The sequence below is a fragment of the Bradyrhizobium sp. CCBAU 51765 genome, assembly GCF_015291725.1.
Classification (GTDB): Bacteria; Pseudomonadota; Alphaproteobacteria; order Rhizobiales; family Xanthobacteraceae; genus Bradyrhizobium; species Bradyrhizobium liaoningense.
Genome location: NZ_CP030038.1, coordinates 343,406 through 358,596, shown reverse-complemented (window position 1 = coordinate 358,596; position 15,191 = coordinate 343,406). Strand labels below are relative to the sequence as shown.

The window sequence follows — 15,191 nt, the reverse complement described above, 5'->3', positions numbered from 1 at the left end:
GCACGGCGCTTTGCGCCTTTGCCCACCCTGCGGCAGCTCGAATTTACGCCGCCTTCTTCTTCGCGCTGATCAGCTTGCGGTTGATCAGCACTTCGGCGATCTGGATCGCGTTGAGCGCTGCGCCCTTGCGTAGGTTATCGGACACGCACCAGAGCACGAGGCCGTTCTCTACCGTCGCGTCCTCGCGGATGCGGCTGATGTAGGTCGCGTCCTCGCCGGCCGCTTCATAGGGCGTGGCGTAGCCGCCGGGTTCCTGCTTGTCGATGACGAGGCAGCCCGGCGCCTTGCGCAGGATCTCGCGGGCTTCGTCCGCGCTGATCGGGTTCTCGAACTCGATGTTGACGGCCTCGGAGTGGCCGACGAACACAGGCACGCGCACGCAGGTCGCGGAGAGCTTGATCTTGGGATCAAGAATCTTCTTGGTCTCCGCCATCATCTTCCACTCTTCCTTGGTGTAGCCGTCCTCCATGAAGACGTCGATGTGGGGGATGACGTTGAAGGCGATGCGCTTGGGGAATTTCTTCGCGACCAGCTCGTCATTGGTGTAGACGGCCTTGGTCTGCGAGAACAGCTCGTCCATCGCGTCCTTGCCGGCGCCCGACACCGATTGATAGGTCGAGACCACGACGCGCTTGATCGTCGCCTTGTCGTGCAGCGGCTTGAGCGCGACCACGAGCTGCGCGGTCGAGCAGTTCGGGTTGGCGATGATGTTCTTCTTCTTGAAGCCTTCCGTCGCGGCCGCGTTCACCTCCGGCACGATCAGCGGCACGTCCGGATCCATGCGCCAGGCCGAGGAGTTGTCGATCACCACGGTGCCGGCCGCGCCGATCTTCGGCGACCATTCCTTCGACACCGCGCCGCCCGCCGACATCAGGCAGATGTCGACGTCGGAGAAATCGTAATGCTCGAGCGCTTTGACCTTCAGGGTACGGTCGCCATAGGACACCTCGACGCCGACGCTGCGGCGCGAGGCCAGGGCCACGACCTCGTCCGCGGGAAATTTGCGCTCATCCAGGATGTTGAGCATTTCCCGTCCGACATTGCCGGTCGCGCCGACCACTGCGACTTTGTAACCCATCGTTCACTCTCCGATGAAAAAGCCCGTTCCTGAAGCTGACGCTTAAACAGGAAGAGCAGCGCTTCTATGCGAGAACCGGCCTCAAGACAACGTTGGACCATGCCTGAAGGCCGTGGATGCAGTCGCCTGAGGCCAGCATGGCCGTTAGCCCTACCCGGACCGCCATCCAGCTGGCGCTGCTCGCCTTCGCCGACGAGGTCGTCGGCACGCTGGCGCGCCTGTTCGCCTATGTGGGGACGCTCGCGCTGTTTGCCATCCTCGCCCTCGCAGCGCTGGGCCAACTGCCCGATCTGCGCGGCGACGCGCCAGCCGGGAAACCGGGCTGGAGCGTGGCTGACCGTTCGCACCCGGCCTTCGCCGTCAGCCGACGCGATTTCTCCGACAAAACAGCGTCTTACACCATCCTGAGGCACCCGGAAGGCGGCCGCAGGGACGTGCTGCGCTGGAGCGATGACGCAGGCAGGCCCGCGGCCGAGCTCGAAATCTACCGCCAGGGCGCCGAATTCGACGTGACACGTCCGGCGACCGCGGATCTCGCCGCCCGGATGGGCTTGGGCGCGGCCGCCACGCTCGAGCAGGCCGGCCTGATCGACACCAAATTCGGCCCCGTTGCCCTGTTCCGGCCAACCGGCACAATGGAGGGCGCGCAGGCCTGTCTCGGCTACCTCAAGCGCAGCGAGGAGCCGGCGCTCCAGATCTCCGGCTTCACCTGCCAGGGCGACGGCCTGCCCATCCGGCGCGCGGCGATCGCCTGCACGCTGAACCGGCTGACGTTGCTGGCCTCGGGCAACGAGCCCAGGCTGGCGGAATTGTTCGCCCATGCCGAGCTGAAACGCGGCCGCTGTGACCCCGCGGGCCCGGCGGACTGGCTGCTGGGCGCCGCGAACGCGCAATTGCGCGGAGCGCTTTGATCGGCATCAAGCTCAAGTAGCTGGTTTGCATGCAACTTTTGCTGATGCGCACGATTATTCCCCGCTGGTGTGACCCAATTGACCTAGTTGCAGTCACCCCCGCCGGGCTAGTATGCGATGAAATCGACTGGCGGCGTGCCGCCTGAAGGGGACGTGATGAGCTCGAAATTTTCTGCCGCGGACAAATTGGCGACCTGGCTTGCGGCGGGCGCCGCAATTGCCATCGCGTTCGCGACTCCGGCCTCGGCCGACACCAAGACCAAGCAGCGCTATGACGATCGCGGTCGACCCATCTACGGCCCGAGCGGCCCCAACGCGGTCTATCAGCAGGGCCGCACCCGCATCTATGTGAGCAAGCGTTCCTGGCTGGACGGCGGCACCGAGGTCAATCCGGGCGACCGCAAGTTCACCGACTACGCCTTTCCGCCGGCCGTTGGCTATCCGTCGTTCGCCCGCGAGAACCTGAACCGCCCGATCGATCGGCAGCCGCTCTCTCCGCCCGGCGATGTCGGCGGCTATCCGCAGAGCTTCCCGCTGTACTGAGCGGACGCAAGGCGACCCGAATCAAAAAGGCCGGGCTCACGCCCGGCCATTTTTGTTTGGTTCGTGATGCCGCCCTACGATTCCGCGGCTGAAGCAAATGCCGGATCGTAACGCCCGCAGAATTCTTCGATCGCCTCGGAGCGGAAATCGCCGAGGCGCTCGAAGATGAGCGCATCCGGCCAATCCCACCAGGCGATCCGGCGCAGGCTTGCCGCGACGGACTCGGCAAAGCGTCTGCGGATGGCACGCGCGGGAACGCCGCCGACGATGGTGTAGGGCTCGACATCACGGCTGACGACGGCGCCTGCGGCAATCACCGCACCGTCGCCGACGCTCACGCCCGGCAGCAGGATGGCGGCGTGCCCGATCCAGACGTCATTGCCGACGACGACACGGTCGCCGCGGCGGTCCGCGAAGAAGTCGCGGTCACGCGTCGCGCTCGCATCGTAATATTCCGGGCAATAGGTGAAGCGATGCTGGGATGGGCGGCCCATCGGATGATTGGGCGCGCCGATCCGCACCGAGTTGGCGATGGCCGTGAACTTGCCGATCACCGCGTCGGCGACGTCGCAATTCTCGCCCAGATAGGAGTAGTCGCCGAGCGAGGCATATTCGATGCGCGTGCCCGCGAGCACCTCGCAACGGCGCCCGATCTGCGCCTCGCGCAGGCGCACCGTTTCATGGACGATGGTTTCCGCGATCTTAGGTCGGGACGAGGCATCCATGAGGCGGGCTCCGAGAGCAGGTGTCGTAGGGTTGGCAAAGGCGCTTGCGCCGAGCCCACCATCTTCCGGCAATGGCTATGGAAGTGGTGGGCACGCCATGCTGTGCCCACCCTGCGATTGCGGTGCTTGCCGTCAGGCGTGCAGCTTCTGCAATTCCTTCAGGATCGCTTCGCCCATCTGCGTGGTCGAGGCGGCCGTGGTGCCTTCCGACTTGATGTCGGCGGTGCGCAGGCCGCTGGCGAGCACCGCGGCGATCGCGGCATCGACCTTGTCGGCGAGATCGCCCATGTCGAAGGAATAGCGCAGCGCCATGCCGAAGGACGAGATCATCGCGATCGGATTGGCGAGGCCCTTGCCGGCGATATCGGGCGCGGAGCCGTGCACGGGCTCGTACAGCGCCTTGCGCTTCTTGGTCTTCACGTCGACCTCGCCGAGCGAGGCCGAGGGCAGCATGCCGAGCGAACCGGTGAGCATCGCCGCGATGTCGGAGAGCATGTCGCCGAACAAATTGTCGGTGACGATGACGTCGAACTGCTTCGGCCATTTCACCAGCATCATGCCGCCGGAATCGGCGAGCTGATGCTCCAGCGTGACATCGGGGTATTCGCGCTTGTGGACCTGGGTCATGACCTCGTTCCAGAGCACGCCCGACTTCATGACGTTGCGCTTCTCCATCGACGTCACCTTGTTCTTGCGCTTCCTGGCAAGCTCGAAGGCGACGCGGCCGATGCGCTCGATCTCATAGGTGTCGTAGACCTGGGTATCGATGGCGCGCTTCTGGCCGTTGCCGAGATCGGTGATGGTCTTGGGCTCGCCGAAATAGACGCCGCCGGTGAGCTCGCGCACGATCATGATGTCGAGGCCCTCGACCGCCTCGCGCTTCAGGCTGGAGGCATCGGCCAGCGCCGGGTAGCACATTGCGGGACGCAGGTTGGCGAACAGCGCGAGATCCTTGCGCAGGCGGAGCAGGCCGGCTTCGGGGCGCACCTCGTACGGAACCGCATCCCATTTCGGACCGCCGACCGCGCCGAAGATCACGGCGTCGGCGTCCTTCGCCTTGGCCATGTCGCCCTCGGAGATCGAGACCTTGTGCGCGTCATAGGCGGAGCCGCCGACGAGGCCGGTGTCGGTCTCGAACTTGGCGATCCCGGCCGCATTGAGCCAGTCGATCAGCCGCTTCACCTCGCCCATCACCTCGGGGCCGATACCGTCGCCGGGGAGCAGCAGCAGTTTGTGGGTCGCCATGGTCGTTCTTCCTCCGTTTCGTCATGGCCGGGCTTGTCCCGGCCATCCACGTCCTGGCTTGCGGCGCGAAGAACGTGGATGCCCGGCACAAGGCCGGACATGACGGCATCTCGTGAATTTCGGCCGGAGTGCTAGAGCGGCGTTGCGCGCTTGGCAAGACACCATTGCCGCCTCGCCGCTGTGCAAGACAGGCAGGGCCTGCCACAGTGCGGCCGCCGGAGTACCCCTTGCACGCCCCCGACCGCCCCCCGCCCGACCCGCATCCTGCGCGGCTGATCTTGACCCTGTCGCTGGCTGCGACGGTCGGGCTCGGCATCGGCCGGTTTGCCTACGCGCTGGTGCTGCCCGACATGCGGGAGGACCTCGGCTGGTCCTACTCGGCCGCCGGTTTCATGAACACGATCAACGCCGTCGGCTATCTCGTGGGCGCGCTGGTGGCCTCCCGGCTGATCCGGCGCATCGGCTGGTCCGCAGCGATCCGCGGCGGGACCCTGGCCTGCATCGCCGCGCTCGCCACCTGCGCGCTATCAGGCAATTTCGTTGCGCTGAGCCTGGCCCGTCTGGTGCTGGGCCTGGGCGCGGCAGTCGGCTTCGTCGCCGGCGGCGCGCTGGCCGCCACCATCGCGCAGTCGCAGCCCGCGCGGGCCAATTTCCTGCTGAGCCTGTTCTATGCCGGGCCCGGCATCGGCATTCTGTCCTCGGGGCTGATCGCCCCATTCACGCTGCAATATTTCGGACCGGGCTCGTGGTGGATCGTCTGGTGGGCGCTGACGCTGCTGTCCGTCGCGATGACGATCCCGCTGTTCCTGATCCGCATCGAGAGCGGCGTCCGCTTCTCGGAAGGCAGCCACGCGTCGTTCGCGATCCTCCCCGTGCTGATCTACCTCGCCAGCTATTTCCTGTTCGGCGCCGGCTACATTGCCTACATGACCTTCATGATCGCCTATGTGCGCGACGGCGGCGGCGGGGCCGCGGCGCAGGCCGCGTTCTGGAGCCTGATCGGGCTCAGCGCCTTCGTCACGCCCTGGGCCTGGCGCGGGGTGCTGGCGCTGGACCGTGGCGGGCTCGCCACCGCCATCATCCTCGGCGCCAACGCGTTGGGTGCCGCCTTGCCGATGCTCGGACATTCGCCGGCCTGGCTCGCGGTCTCGGCGGTCGTGTTCGGCGTCGGCTTTTTCGCAGTGGCCGGCTCGACCACCGCCTTCGTGCGCTTCAACTACGCACCCGAGGTGTGGCCGACCGCGATCGCCGCAATGACGATCTCGTTCGGCGTCGGCCAGACGCTGGGGCCGATCGTCGTCGGCGCGATCACGGATGCGCTGGGAAGCCTGAGCTACGCGCTGAACGTGTCGGCGGCGCTGCTGGCGCTGGGCGCGGTCGCGGCGCTGTGCCAAAGGAAGGTGGGACCAGAAGGGCGAATAGCAGATAGCGAATAGTGCTGTAGGGTGGGCAAAGGCGCAAAGCGCCGTGCCCATCATCATTGTCACCGCGGAAACAGCATTGGTGGGCACGCTTCGCTTTGCCCACCCTACCGCTACTCCCCATTCGCTCTTCGCCCTCTCAACTCCCGCTGAACGAATTGTACCCCTGGTCTTCCCAATAACCGCCCTTGTAGTCGTTGGTGACTTCCATGGAGACCACGTATTTCGGGTTCTTGAAGCCGAGCTTCGTCGGCACGCGGATCTTCATGGGAAAGCCATAGGCGCGCGGCAGGATCTCGCTCGCGTATTTGAACGTCATCTGGGTCTGCGGATGCAGTGCGCTGCGCATGTCGAGCGGCGAGTTGTAACCGTCCTTGTCGGCGCACTGGAACCAGACATATTTGGCGCGGGTGTCGGCGCCGATCAGCTTGAGGAAATCGCGCAGCGGCGTGCCGGTCCAGCTGCCGATCGCGCTCCAGCCCTCGACGCAGATGTGACGCGTGATCTGCGTGACCTGCGGCAGCTTGTAGAGTTCGTCCAGCGTCCATGACTTCTTGTTGTCGACGAGACCGCGCACCTCGAGCTTCCAGTCGGCGCCGTCGATATCGGGCGCGTCGTCGAGATCGTAATAGGCGTTGAACGGGAACGGCTTCGTGATTGCGCTCTCGGGGAAGGTTGGCGCCAGCGCATCCGGATTGAACATCCAGGCCTGCACGGCGTCGTTGAACTTCGAGACCTTGGCGAGCATGGTTTCGGCCGAGGACGAGTCGACGACGTCGCAGCCGGTCAGCAGCGTCAGCGCCCCGAGACTGGCACCGCCTGCGATGAAGCGGCGGCGGGTGACATCGGGCATCGTCTTGAGTGAGTCCTTGATCAGGAGCCGCTTGTCGACGCCGGGGATCAGGAATGAGCGCTTTGCCATAGTCTCCTCCTCAGCGACCGATGATCATGGCGCGCAGGCTCTTCGGCACCAGCAGCGCGAGCAGAACGTGAATGACGAGGAACGCGCAGATCGCGGCCATGCAGAAGAAGTGGACGTAGCGCGCGGTCGGGTAGTCGCCGAACAGCATCACGAGATAATAGAGCTGCACCGGCTTCCACATGCCGAGGCCGGAGAGCACGATCAGCACGCCGACCACGATGATGCCGGCATAGAGCAGGCGCTGCACGTAATTGTAGACGGTGAGATCGTCATGGCCGAGCTTGAAGGTCAACGCCGCCCTGACATCGTGCAGCACGCCGGATGCCGTGATCGGCAGCAGCTTCCTGCGGAAGCGGCCAGTGGCGATGCCGGTGACGAGATAAGCGAGGCCGTTGATCATCAGCAGCCACATCGCCGCAAAGTGCCAGAGCAGGCCGCCGCCGAGCCAGCCGCCGAGCGTATACTCGCGCGGGAAGCTGAAGCCGAACAGCGGCGAGGCGTTGTAGATCTGCCAGCCCGACAGGATCATCAGGATCATGGCAAGCGCGTTGACCCAGTGCATGATCCGCACCCAGGCCGGCTGGATCACTTTGGCCGGGGTGGCCCCGACCCGCTCGTCGGTGACTGTGAGACTCGCCATGCTGGTTCCGTCCTGAAGTTCGTCTATCGGCGATTATACGCCGGTGTTTCGGCTTTCGTTACGCCGCGTCGGCCATGGAATCGATGCAGAGCGGCTATCGTGGTCACAATAAAGCGAGCCGGGTATCCCCGGCCCGCTATCTGAAAGCATCCTGTCGAGGATGAAACAGGATCGCCCGGTGTTACGTCGCCGGCATCAGCACGGTGTCGACCACATGGATCACGCCGTTCGACTGGTTGACGTTGGAGATCGTCACCATCGAGGTGCCGCCCTTGGCATCGACGATCCAGGTCTTGCCGTCCATCTTCTTCACCGTCAGTTCCTCGCCCTCCGCGGTCTTCATCTTCTTCCCGTCGGTGAGGTCGGCAGCCGCGAGCTTGCCGGGCACGACATGGTAGGTGAGAATCTTGGTCAGCGTCGCCTTGTTCTCGGGCTTGACCAGATTGTCGACGGTGCCGGCCGGCAGCTTGCCGAAGGCGGCGTTGGTCGGCGCGAACACCGTGAACGGACCCTTGCTTTCCAGCGTCGGCACCAGGCCCGCCGCCTTCACGGCCGCCACCAGCGTGGTGTGGTCCTTCGAGTTGACCGCGTTCTGCACGATGTTCTTCGACGGGAACATCGCAGCGCCGCCGACCATGACGGTCTTCTCCTCGGCGCTGGCCGGCGCGACGACGGTCGCGGTGATGGCGAGGGCGCTGAAGGCGGCTGCAGCGAGATAGGCAATGCGCTTCGACATGGAAAGTCTCCCGATTGAATGGTGACCGGCACGGCCGGCGTTCGAGTTGGGCAACAACGGCGACTGCGACAGTTGAGAAGTGATGCAGCAGTGCCGTCGTTGGACCGAACTACGGGAGGGTTCGCGATGCGGTTTCGGAGAAAAATTCTTTGTGATGCGTGAAACCATGCGGGGGGATGTTCGTGCGGTGAGCGCGCGCGGTGCTGTAGGGTAGGCAAAGCGCAGCGTGCCCACCAAACGCAAGTACGGAGGGAGATGGTAGGCACGGCGCTTCGCGCCTTTGCCCACCCTGCAGCAGTGTGCCCGTTGCGGCAGTGTGCCCGTTAAGGCGGTGTGCCCGCACTAATCCCTGTTGTTCGGCGTCTGGATGAAGCCGCGATTATGCGTCGGGCTGATCAGGAGCTCGTTGATGCAGACGCGCGGCGGCATCGACGCGATGAACGCGATGGTGCGGCCGAGGTCTTCGGGTTGCAGCATCTTCGCCTGCTCCTCCTCGCTCGGCACCACCGGGCGCAGCTTCAGGATCGGGGTCGCCACCTCACCCGGCATCAGGCAGCAGGCGCGCAGGCCGTTGACGCATTCGTCCATGTTGAAGGAATGGGTCAGCGCCAGCACCGCGTGCTTGGTCGTGGTGTAGGCCGGCCCCGGCATCTTCGAGACATGGCGGCCAGCCCAGGACGAGACGTTGATGATCGCGCCGTCCTGCTGCTTTCGCATCGTCGGCAGCACGGCGCGCATGCAATAGAGCACGCCGTTGAGATTGACCTGGACCAGCTTGTCCCAGCCTTCCAGTTCCATGTCCTTCCAGCTGCGCTTGGGGAGATTGATGCCGGCATTGTTGACCAGCAGATCGATGCGGCCGTGCTTTGCGACGATCTGATCGGCCGCCTTCTGGGCCTCGGCCGCATTGGACACGTCGAGCGCAATGGCCTCGGCCGCTCCGCCTGCCCCGATGATCCTGGCCACCACGGCATCCAGGGCATCCTTGCGGCGGCCCGAGACCACCACCGTCCAGCCGTCGGCAGCCAACGCCTCGGCGCCGGCTTCCCCGATCCCGCTGCCGCCGCCCGTGACCCAGGCCACGCGTTTCCCGTTTTTTGACATGCAAACTGTCTCCGTTGCTTCTGCGGGGCGGTTTTTGCTAATCCAGCCCTCGGTTTTGACCGGCCTCTGCCGGCGAGGAATGTTGCATGAACCGAGCTGCCAACGCCAACCTGTTTTCCCGCCTGTTCGATGGCCTGGACGATCCGAAGCGGCTCGCGATCGAGACGCATGACGGCGTCCATATCAGCTATGGCGATCTGATCGCGCGCGCGGGGCAGATGGCGAACGTGCTGGTCGCCCGCGGCGTGAAGCCCGGCGACCGCGTCGCGGTGCAGGTGGAAAAATCGGTCGCCAATATCGTGCTGTATCTCGGGACGGTGCGGGCCGGCGCGGTCTATCTGCCGCTGAACACCGCCTATACGCTGAACGAGCTCGACTACTTCATCGGCGATGCCGAACCGTCGCTCGTGGTCTGCGATCCCTCAAAGGCGGAAGGCCTCGCTCCCATTGCCGCCAAGGTGAAGGCCAAGGTCGAGACGCTCGGGCCCGACGGCATGGGCTCGCTGACGGAGGCCGCCGACAAGGCGAGCAGCGAATTCGCGACAGTGGCGCGCGAAAACGACGATCTCGCCGCGATCCTCTACACGTCCGGCACCACCGGCCGCTCCAAGGGCGCGATGCTCACGCACGACAATCTCGCGTCGAACTCGCTGAGCCTCGTCGGCTATTGGCGCTTCACCGACAAGGACGTGCTGATCCACGCGCTGCCGATCTACCATACGCACGGCCTGTTCGTGGCGACCAACGTGACGCTGTTTGCGCGGGCGTCGATGATCTTCCTGCCGAAGCTCGACCCGGATCTGATCATCAAGCTGATGGCGCGCGCGACGGTGCTGATGGGCGTGCCGACCTTCTACACGCGGCTCCTGCAGAATCCCGCGCTGTCGCACGAGACCACAAAGCACATGCGGCTGTTCATCTCGGGCTCGGCGCCGCTGCTCGCCGACACCCACCGCGAATGGTCGGCGCGGACGGGACATGCGGTGCTCGAGCGCTACGGCATGACCGAAACCAACATGAACACGTCGAACCCCTACGATGGCGAGCGCGTGCCCGGCGCGGTCGGTTTTCCCCTCCCCGGCGTTTCGGTGCGCGTCACCGATCCCGAGGCCGGCAGGGAATTGCCGCGCGAGGAGATCGGCATGATCGAGGTGAAGGGCCCGAACGTCTTCAAGGGCTATTGGCGCATGCCGGAGAAGACCAAGGCCGAATTCCGGCCCGACGGTTTCTTCATCACCGGCGATCTCGGCAAGATCGACGCCAAGGGCTACGTCCACATCCTCGGCCGCGGCAAGGATCTCGTGATCTCCGGCGGCTTCAATGTGTACCCGAAGGAGATCGAGAGCGAGATCGACGCCATGCCCGGTGTGGTCGAGTCCGCCGTGATCGGGGTGCCGCATGCCGATTTCGGCGAGGGCGTCACGGCGGTGCTGGTCTGCAACAAGGGCGCCGATGTCAGCGAAGCATCGGTGCTCAAGGCGCTCGACGGCCGGCTCGCCAAGTTCAAGATGCCCAAGCGCGTCTTCGTCGTCGACGAGCTGCCGCGCAACACCATGGGCAAGGTGCAGAAGAACGTGCTGCGCGATACGTACAAGGATATTTACGCGAAGAAGTGAGACGCGCACGCTCTCGCTTTCGTCATTGCGAGGAGCCCTTGCGACGAAGCAATCCAGAGTGCCTCCGCGGAAAGATTCTGGATTGCTTCGCTGCGCTCGCAATGACGGAGGGTGTGACGGCTACAGCCCGCCCACCAGACTCAGCACAAACCTGCTGCCGACGATGAACAGATAGCACCCGAACGCGGCCTCCAGCGTCCGCTTCGACATCGCATGCGCGGCTCTCACGCCGAGCGGTGCCGTCACAAGACTCATCGGCATCACCAGCACGGCACCGATCAGCGAGACGTAGCCGAGCGCGAAGGGAGCCTGCAGGGCCGCGACGGCCGGATAGTTCGCCGCCGCGGGCCAGCCGGCATAGATGTAGCCGAGCGCGCCGGGAATCGAGATCAGCACCGCGAGCGCCGACGAGGTCGCGACGGCCTGATGGATCGGACGGCTATAGAAGGTCATCAGCAGGTTCGAGAACAGGCCGCCTCCGATGCCCATCAAGGTCGACAAGATGCCGACGCAGAAGCCGTAGACGCGCATCAATGGGCCCTTCGGCAGATCGTCGCCGAGCTTCCAGGTCTCGCGCGCGAAGATCAGCCGGATCGCGGCTGACCAGGCGACGGCCACGAATACGATCTTGAACAGCCGCTCCGGCGCGTAGCGCGCGATGACGCTGCCGGCGAGGACGCCGATCACGATCGGCAGCCACCAGACGCGCAGGATCGCCATGTCGACCGCGCCGCGCTTGTAATGCGCCTGGAACGAGCGGATCGAGGTCGGGATGATCACGGCGAGCGAGGTGCCGACGCACAGCGGCATCCGCACCTCGAGCGGCACGCCGGCGATGCGGAAGCACTCATAGAACACCGGCACGAGGATCGCGCCGCCGCCGATGCCGAACACGCCGGCCAGAAATCCCGAGAGCGCGCCCGTTGCGATCAGCAGCAGCGCGAGCTCGACGATTTCCTTGATATCGAGACCCGCGATCACCCGAACTGCCCCGTCGACTGGCGCAGCTGCTCCGAATCATCGGCTCGGATCTGGCTGCGGGCAAAGCTGTAGGCGATCTGCCTGATGTGGTCGACACGCCGGGACAGCCCGGCTGGGGTGGGATGCGGGCTGCGCATATCGGCGGTCGGCGCGCCATTGCACCGTTGAGCTGCGTCCCGGGATTCCGCCGCAGGGAATGAGCGGCAGGCGGCGCCGGTGCGCTGGCGGGCACCAACCGCCGATGGCAAATGGGTGGATTAGAGGCGTTCCAATAGCGATTTCAATGCGCCTTGCCCGACCAACCAAAAATGTGAATCTAGATTCTTTTCTTGGCCGGTGGACCGCTGGCCTGGTATACCAAGAGCCGGATTGGCCTTGGTTCATCAAGACCATAGAGCTGAACCCAAGTTCGATTTATGGCGATTTGGTGATTGCGCCGGCCAAATCGACTCCGTAAATAGAGCCGACCTTTCGCGATCCCCGCGTGCCCCATGCTGGGCCGCAACAAACATCAAAAGCCGCCCATGACCGCACGGATCGAACGACCGCTTTCGCCGCACATCCAAACCTATCGCTGGACCCTGACGATGGCGCTGTCCATCGTTCACCGTGCCACCGGCATCGCTCTTTACGTCGGAACGCTGCTGCTGGCCTGGTGGCTGATCGCGGCAGCCTCCGGCCCGACCGCCTACGCCCACGTCCAGGCCTTCACCGGCAGCATCATCGGCCGCCTGATCGTGTTCGGCTACACCTGGGCGCTGATGCACCATATGCTGAGCGGCATCCGGCATTTCGTGTGGGACCTCGGCTACGGCTTCAAGGCCAACGAGCGCGAAGCCCTGACCTGGGGCGCGCTGATCGGCGGCGTCGTGCTGACGGTGCTGATCTGGATCATCGCCTATGCAATCGGAGGCGGACGATGAGCTACACCGAGTCGCACGGCGCTCCGAAGCCGCCGTCCATGCGCACCCCGCTCGGCCGCGTCCGCAATCTCGGCGCGGCGCATTCCGGCACCTCCGACTTTTGGCGCCAGCGCATCACCGGCGTCGCCATGACGCTACTGATGATTCCGGTCGTGGTCATCGTGATGATGCTGCTCGGCCGCAACCAGGCCGGCGCTGCGCAGATCCTCGGCTCACTGCCGATCGCGGTGATCCTGCTGCTCTTCATCTTCGCCAGCGCCTGGCACATGAAGATCGGGATGCAGGTGGTGATCGAGGACTACGTCCATAACGAGAAGCTGAAGCTCACCGCGATCATGCTCAACAACTTCTTCTCGATCGCCGTCGCACTCGCCTCGACCTATGCGATCCTGAAACTTTCTTCCGGAGTGTAACCCATGGCCGCCACAACGAATGGCACGGGCAACGGCGCTCCCGCCACCAACGGCAAAGCCTATCCGATCGAAGACCACACCTACGACGTCGTCGTGGTCGGCGCCGGCGGTGCCGGCCTGCGCGCGGTAGTCGGCTGCAGCGAGGCCGGACTTCGCACCGCCTGCATCACGAAGGTGTTTCCGACCCGCTCGCACACGGTCGCGGCGCAGGGCGGCATCTCCGCCTCGCTCGGCAACATGCACAAGGACGACTGGCGCTGGCACATGTACGACACCGTGAAGGGGTCGGACTGGCTGGGCGACCAGGACGCGATCGAATACATGGTGCGCAACGCGCCCGAGGCGGTCTACGAGCTCGAGCATTGGGGCGTGCCGTTCTCGCGCACCGAGGACGGCAAGATCTACCAGCGCCCGTTCGGCGGCATGACCCTGGACTACGGCAAAGGCCAGGCGCAGCGCACCTGCGCCGCCGCCGACCGCACCGGCCACGCGATGCTGCACACCATGTACGGCCAGTCGCTGCGCCATGCGGCCGAGTTCTTCATCGAATTCTTCGCCATCGACCTGATCATGGACGACCAGGGCACCTGCCGCGGCGTCATTGCGCTCAAGCTCGACGACGGCACGCTGCACCGCTTCCGCGCCCAGACCGTGATCCTCGCCACCGGCGGCTATGGCCGCGCCTACGCCTCCTGCACCTCGGCGCACACCTGCACCGGCGACGGCGGCGGCATGGTGCTGCGCGCCGGCCTGCCGCTGCAGGACATGGAGTTCGTGCAGTTCCACCCGACCGGCATCTACGGCTCGGGCTGCCTCGTCACCGAAGGCGCGCGCGGCGAGGGCGGCTATCTCGTCAACTCCGAGGGCGAGCGCTTCATGGAGCGCTATGCGCCGTCGGCGAAGGACCTTGCCTCGCGTGACGTGGTCTCGCGCGCGATGACGATCGAGATCCGCGAGGGACGCGGCGTCGGCAAGAAGAAGGATCACATCTTCCTGCATCTCGACCATCTCGATCCCGCCGTGCTGGCCGAGCGCCTGCCGGGCATCTCGGAATCGGCAAAGATCTTCGCCAATGTCGACGTGACGCGCGAGCCGATCCCGATCGTGCCGACCGTGCACTACAACATGGGCGGCATCCCCACGAATTATCACGGCGAAGTCCTGACCAAGAAGGACGGCGACGACAACGCGGTGATCCCCGGCCTGATGGCGATCGGCGAAGCGGCCTGCGTCTCCGTGCACGGCGCCAACCGCCTCGGCTCCAACTCGCTGATCGACCTCGTCGTGTTCGGCCGCGCCGCAGCGCTCCGCCTCGCCGAGAAGCTGACGCCGAACGGCAAGCAGCCCGAGCTGCCGGCGAACTCGGCCGAGATGGCGCTCGGCCGCCTCGACCATTACCGCTACGCCTCCGGCGGCACGCCGACCGCGAAGCTTCGCGAGGGCATGCAGCACGTGATGCAGAGCAATTGCGCGGTGTTCCGCACCGGCGAAGTCTTGAGCGAGGGCCAGAACCTGATCGCGAAGGTCCACAGCGGCATCAGCGACATCGCCGTGTCCGACCGCTCGCTGGTGTGGAATTCGGACCTCGTCGAGACGCTGGAGTTCGACAACCTGATCTCGCAGGCGGTGGTGACGATGAATTCGGCCGCCAACCGCACCGAGAGCCGCGGCGCCCATGCGCGCGAGGACTTCTCCGAGCGCGACGACAAGAACTGGATGAAGCACACGCTGGCTTGGCTGGACGATGCCGGCAAGGTCAGGATCGAGTACCGCCCGGTTCACGACTACACCATGACCAACGACGTGCAGTACATCCCGCCGAAGGCGCGCGTGTATTGATCGAACAGTAGCCGTCATTCCGGGATGGTCCGAAGGGATCGCGAAGCGACCCTGAGGACCAGACCCGGAATCTCGAGATTCCGGTTCGATGCTG

General features: G+C 65.1%; 15 protein-coding genes. 7 read left to right on the top strand and 8 right to left on the bottom strand.

Translation table 11 applies throughout. The features are described 5' to 3' along the window. Positions 1-43: 43 nt before the first annotated feature. A complete protein-coding gene (locus XH96_RS01665; protein ID WP_194390777.1) occupies positions 44-1,078 on the bottom strand; it encodes an aspartate-semialdehyde dehydrogenase in 1,035 nt (344 codons plus the stop codon). Between the two features lie 116 nt (positions 1,079-1,194). Between XH96_RS01665 and XH96_RS01660 the strand changes: the two genes are divergently transcribed. Together XH96_RS01660 and XH96_RS01655 are read left to right on the top strand one after the other, a co-directional pair. Further along, a complete protein-coding gene (locus XH96_RS01660; RefSeq protein WP_194390776.1) occupies positions 1,195-1,989 on the top strand; it encodes a hypothetical protein in 795 nt (264 codons plus the stop codon). A gap of 156 nt (positions 1,990-2,145) precedes the next feature. Next, complete coding sequence (locus tag XH96_RS01655) at positions 2,146-2,532, top strand: hypothetical protein (RefSeq protein WP_194393994.1); 387 nt, start codon at positions 2,146-2,148, stop codon at positions 2,530-2,532. A gap of 74 nt (positions 2,533-2,606) precedes the next feature. Here the strand turns inward: XH96_RS01655 and XH96_RS01650 are convergent, their stop codons facing one another. Both XH96_RS01650 and leuB read right to left on the bottom strand, forming a co-directional pair. Further along, a complete protein-coding gene (locus XH96_RS01650) occupies positions 2,607-3,257 on the bottom strand; it encodes a DapH/DapD/GlmU-related protein (RefSeq protein ID WP_194390775.1) in 651 nt (216 codons plus the stop codon). A 132-nt stretch (positions 3,258-3,389) separates the two neighbouring features. Next, positions 3,390-4,502, bottom strand: coding sequence for a 3-isopropylmalate dehydrogenase (leuB, locus tag XH96_RS01645; RefSeq protein WP_194390774.1), 1,113 nt, complete (start codon positions 4,500-4,502; stop codon positions 3,390-3,392). A 227-nt stretch (positions 4,503-4,729) separates the two neighbouring features. Between leuB and XH96_RS01640 the strand changes: the two genes are divergently transcribed. Next, entirely contained in the window at positions 4,730-5,938 is a 1,209-nt protein-coding gene (locus tag XH96_RS01640; RefSeq protein WP_194390773.1) for a YbfB/YjiJ family MFS transporter, read from the top strand. A gap of 124 nt (positions 5,939-6,062) precedes the next feature. On the opposite strand, the gene XH96_RS01635 is transcribed toward XH96_RS01640, so the two are convergent. The 4 genes from XH96_RS01635 to XH96_RS01620 form a co-directional block, all read right to left on the bottom strand. After that, entirely contained in the window at positions 6,063-6,845 is a 783-nt protein-coding gene (locus tag XH96_RS01635) for a molybdopterin-binding protein (protein WP_194390772.1), read from the bottom strand. Between the two features lie 10 nt (positions 6,846-6,855). Beyond that, complete coding sequence (locus XH96_RS01630) at positions 6,856-7,485, bottom strand: cytochrome b/b6 domain-containing protein (protein WP_194390771.1); 630 nt, start codon at positions 7,483-7,485, stop codon at positions 6,856-6,858. Between the two features lie 181 nt (positions 7,486-7,666). Then, positions 7,667-8,221, bottom strand: coding sequence for a fasciclin domain-containing protein (locus XH96_RS01625; RefSeq protein WP_194390770.1), 555 nt, complete (start codon positions 8,219-8,221; stop codon positions 7,667-7,669). Between the two features lie 342 nt (positions 8,222-8,563). After that, positions 8,564-9,325 (bottom strand): SDR family oxidoreductase, encoded by a 762-nt coding sequence (locus tag XH96_RS01620; protein WP_194390769.1) that lies wholly within the window; start codon positions 9,323-9,325, stop codon positions 8,564-8,566. 86 nt (positions 9,326-9,411) lie between these two features. Here XH96_RS01620 and XH96_RS01615 point away from each other — a divergent pair, with 86 nt between their 5' ends. Beyond that, entirely contained in the window at positions 9,412-10,941 is a 1,530-nt protein-coding gene (locus tag XH96_RS01615) for a malonyl-CoA synthase (protein ID WP_194390768.1), read from the top strand. A gap of 120 nt (positions 10,942-11,061) precedes the next feature. Here XH96_RS01615 and XH96_RS01610 read toward each other — a convergent pair whose 3' ends face one another. After that, on the bottom strand, positions 11,062-11,922 hold the full coding sequence (locus XH96_RS01610; protein WP_194390767.1) for a sulfite exporter TauE/SafE family protein: 861 nt from the start codon (positions 11,920-11,922) through the stop codon (positions 11,062-11,064). A 524-nt stretch (positions 11,923-12,446) separates the two neighbouring features. On the opposite strand from XH96_RS01610, the gene sdhC reads away from it, so the two are divergent. From sdhC to sdhA, 3 genes are read left to right on the top strand one after another with little or no spacing between them, the layout of a single operon-like run. Then, positions 12,447-12,845 carry a succinate dehydrogenase, cytochrome b556 subunit gene (sdhC, locus tag XH96_RS01605; protein ID WP_194390766.1) on the top strand — a complete coding sequence of 133 codons (399 nt, stop codon included), beginning with the start codon at positions 12,447-12,449 and terminating at the stop codon, positions 12,843-12,845. 38 nt (positions 12,846-12,883) lie between these two features. Next, entirely contained in the window at positions 12,884-13,258 is a 375-nt protein-coding gene (sdhD, locus tag XH96_RS01600) for a succinate dehydrogenase, hydrophobic membrane anchor protein (RefSeq protein ID WP_194393993.1), read from the top strand. A 3-nt stretch (positions 13,259-13,261) separates the two neighbouring features. Then, entirely contained in the window at positions 13,262-15,097 is a 1,836-nt protein-coding gene (gene sdhA, locus XH96_RS01595) for a succinate dehydrogenase flavoprotein subunit (protein WP_194390765.1), read from the top strand. Positions 15,098-15,191: the final 94 nt, after the last annotated feature.

What these genes read in the sequence shown, in the direction of transcription:
- XH96_RS01625 (WP_194390770.1), bottom strand. Translation starts at nt 8,221, where the DNA reads ATGTCGAAGCGCATTGCCTATCTCGCTGCAGCCGCCTTCAGCGCCCTC.
- XH96_RS01615 (WP_194390768.1), top strand. Translation starts at nt 9,412, where the DNA reads ATGAACCGAGCTGCCAACGCCAACCTGTTTTCCCGCCTGTTCGATGGC.
- sdhD (WP_194393993.1), top strand. Translation starts at nt 12,884, where the DNA reads ATGCGCACCCCGCTCGGCCGCGTCCGCAATCTCGGCGCGGCGCATTCC.
- XH96_RS01660 (WP_194390776.1), top strand. Translation starts at nt 1,195, where the DNA reads ATGCAGTCGCCTGAGGCCAGCATGGCCGTTAGCCCTACCCGGACCGCC.
- XH96_RS01630 (WP_194390771.1), bottom strand. Translation starts at nt 7,485, where the DNA reads ATGGCGAGTCTCACAGTCACCGACGAGCGGGTCGGGGCCACCCCGGCC.
- XH96_RS01665 (WP_194390777.1), bottom strand. Translation starts at nt 1,078, where the DNA reads ATGGGTTACAAAGTCGCAGTGGTCGGCGCGACCGGCAATGTCGGACGG.
- sdhA (WP_194390765.1), top strand. Translation starts at nt 13,262, where the DNA reads ATGGCCGCCACAACGAATGGCACGGGCAACGGCGCTCCCGCCACCAAC.
- XH96_RS01655 (WP_194393994.1), top strand. Translation starts at nt 2,146, where the DNA reads ATGAGCTCGAAATTTTCTGCCGCGGACAAATTGGCGACCTGGCTTGCG.
- XH96_RS01620 (WP_194390769.1), bottom strand. Translation starts at nt 9,325, where the DNA reads ATGTCAAAAAACGGGAAACGCGTGGCCTGGGTCACGGGCGGCGGCAGC.
- XH96_RS01650 (WP_194390775.1), bottom strand. Translation starts at nt 3,257, where the DNA reads ATGGATGCCTCGTCCCGACCTAAGATCGCGGAAACCATCGTCCATGAA.
- leuB (WP_194390774.1), bottom strand. Translation starts at nt 4,502, where the DNA reads ATGGCGACCCACAAACTGCTGCTGCTCCCCGGCGACGGTATCGGCCCC.
- sdhC (WP_194390766.1), top strand. Translation starts at nt 12,447, where the DNA reads ATGACCGCACGGATCGAACGACCGCTTTCGCCGCACATCCAAACCTAT.
- XH96_RS01635 (WP_194390772.1), bottom strand. Translation starts at nt 6,845, where the DNA reads ATGGCAAAGCGCTCATTCCTGATCCCCGGCGTCGACAAGCGGCTCCTG.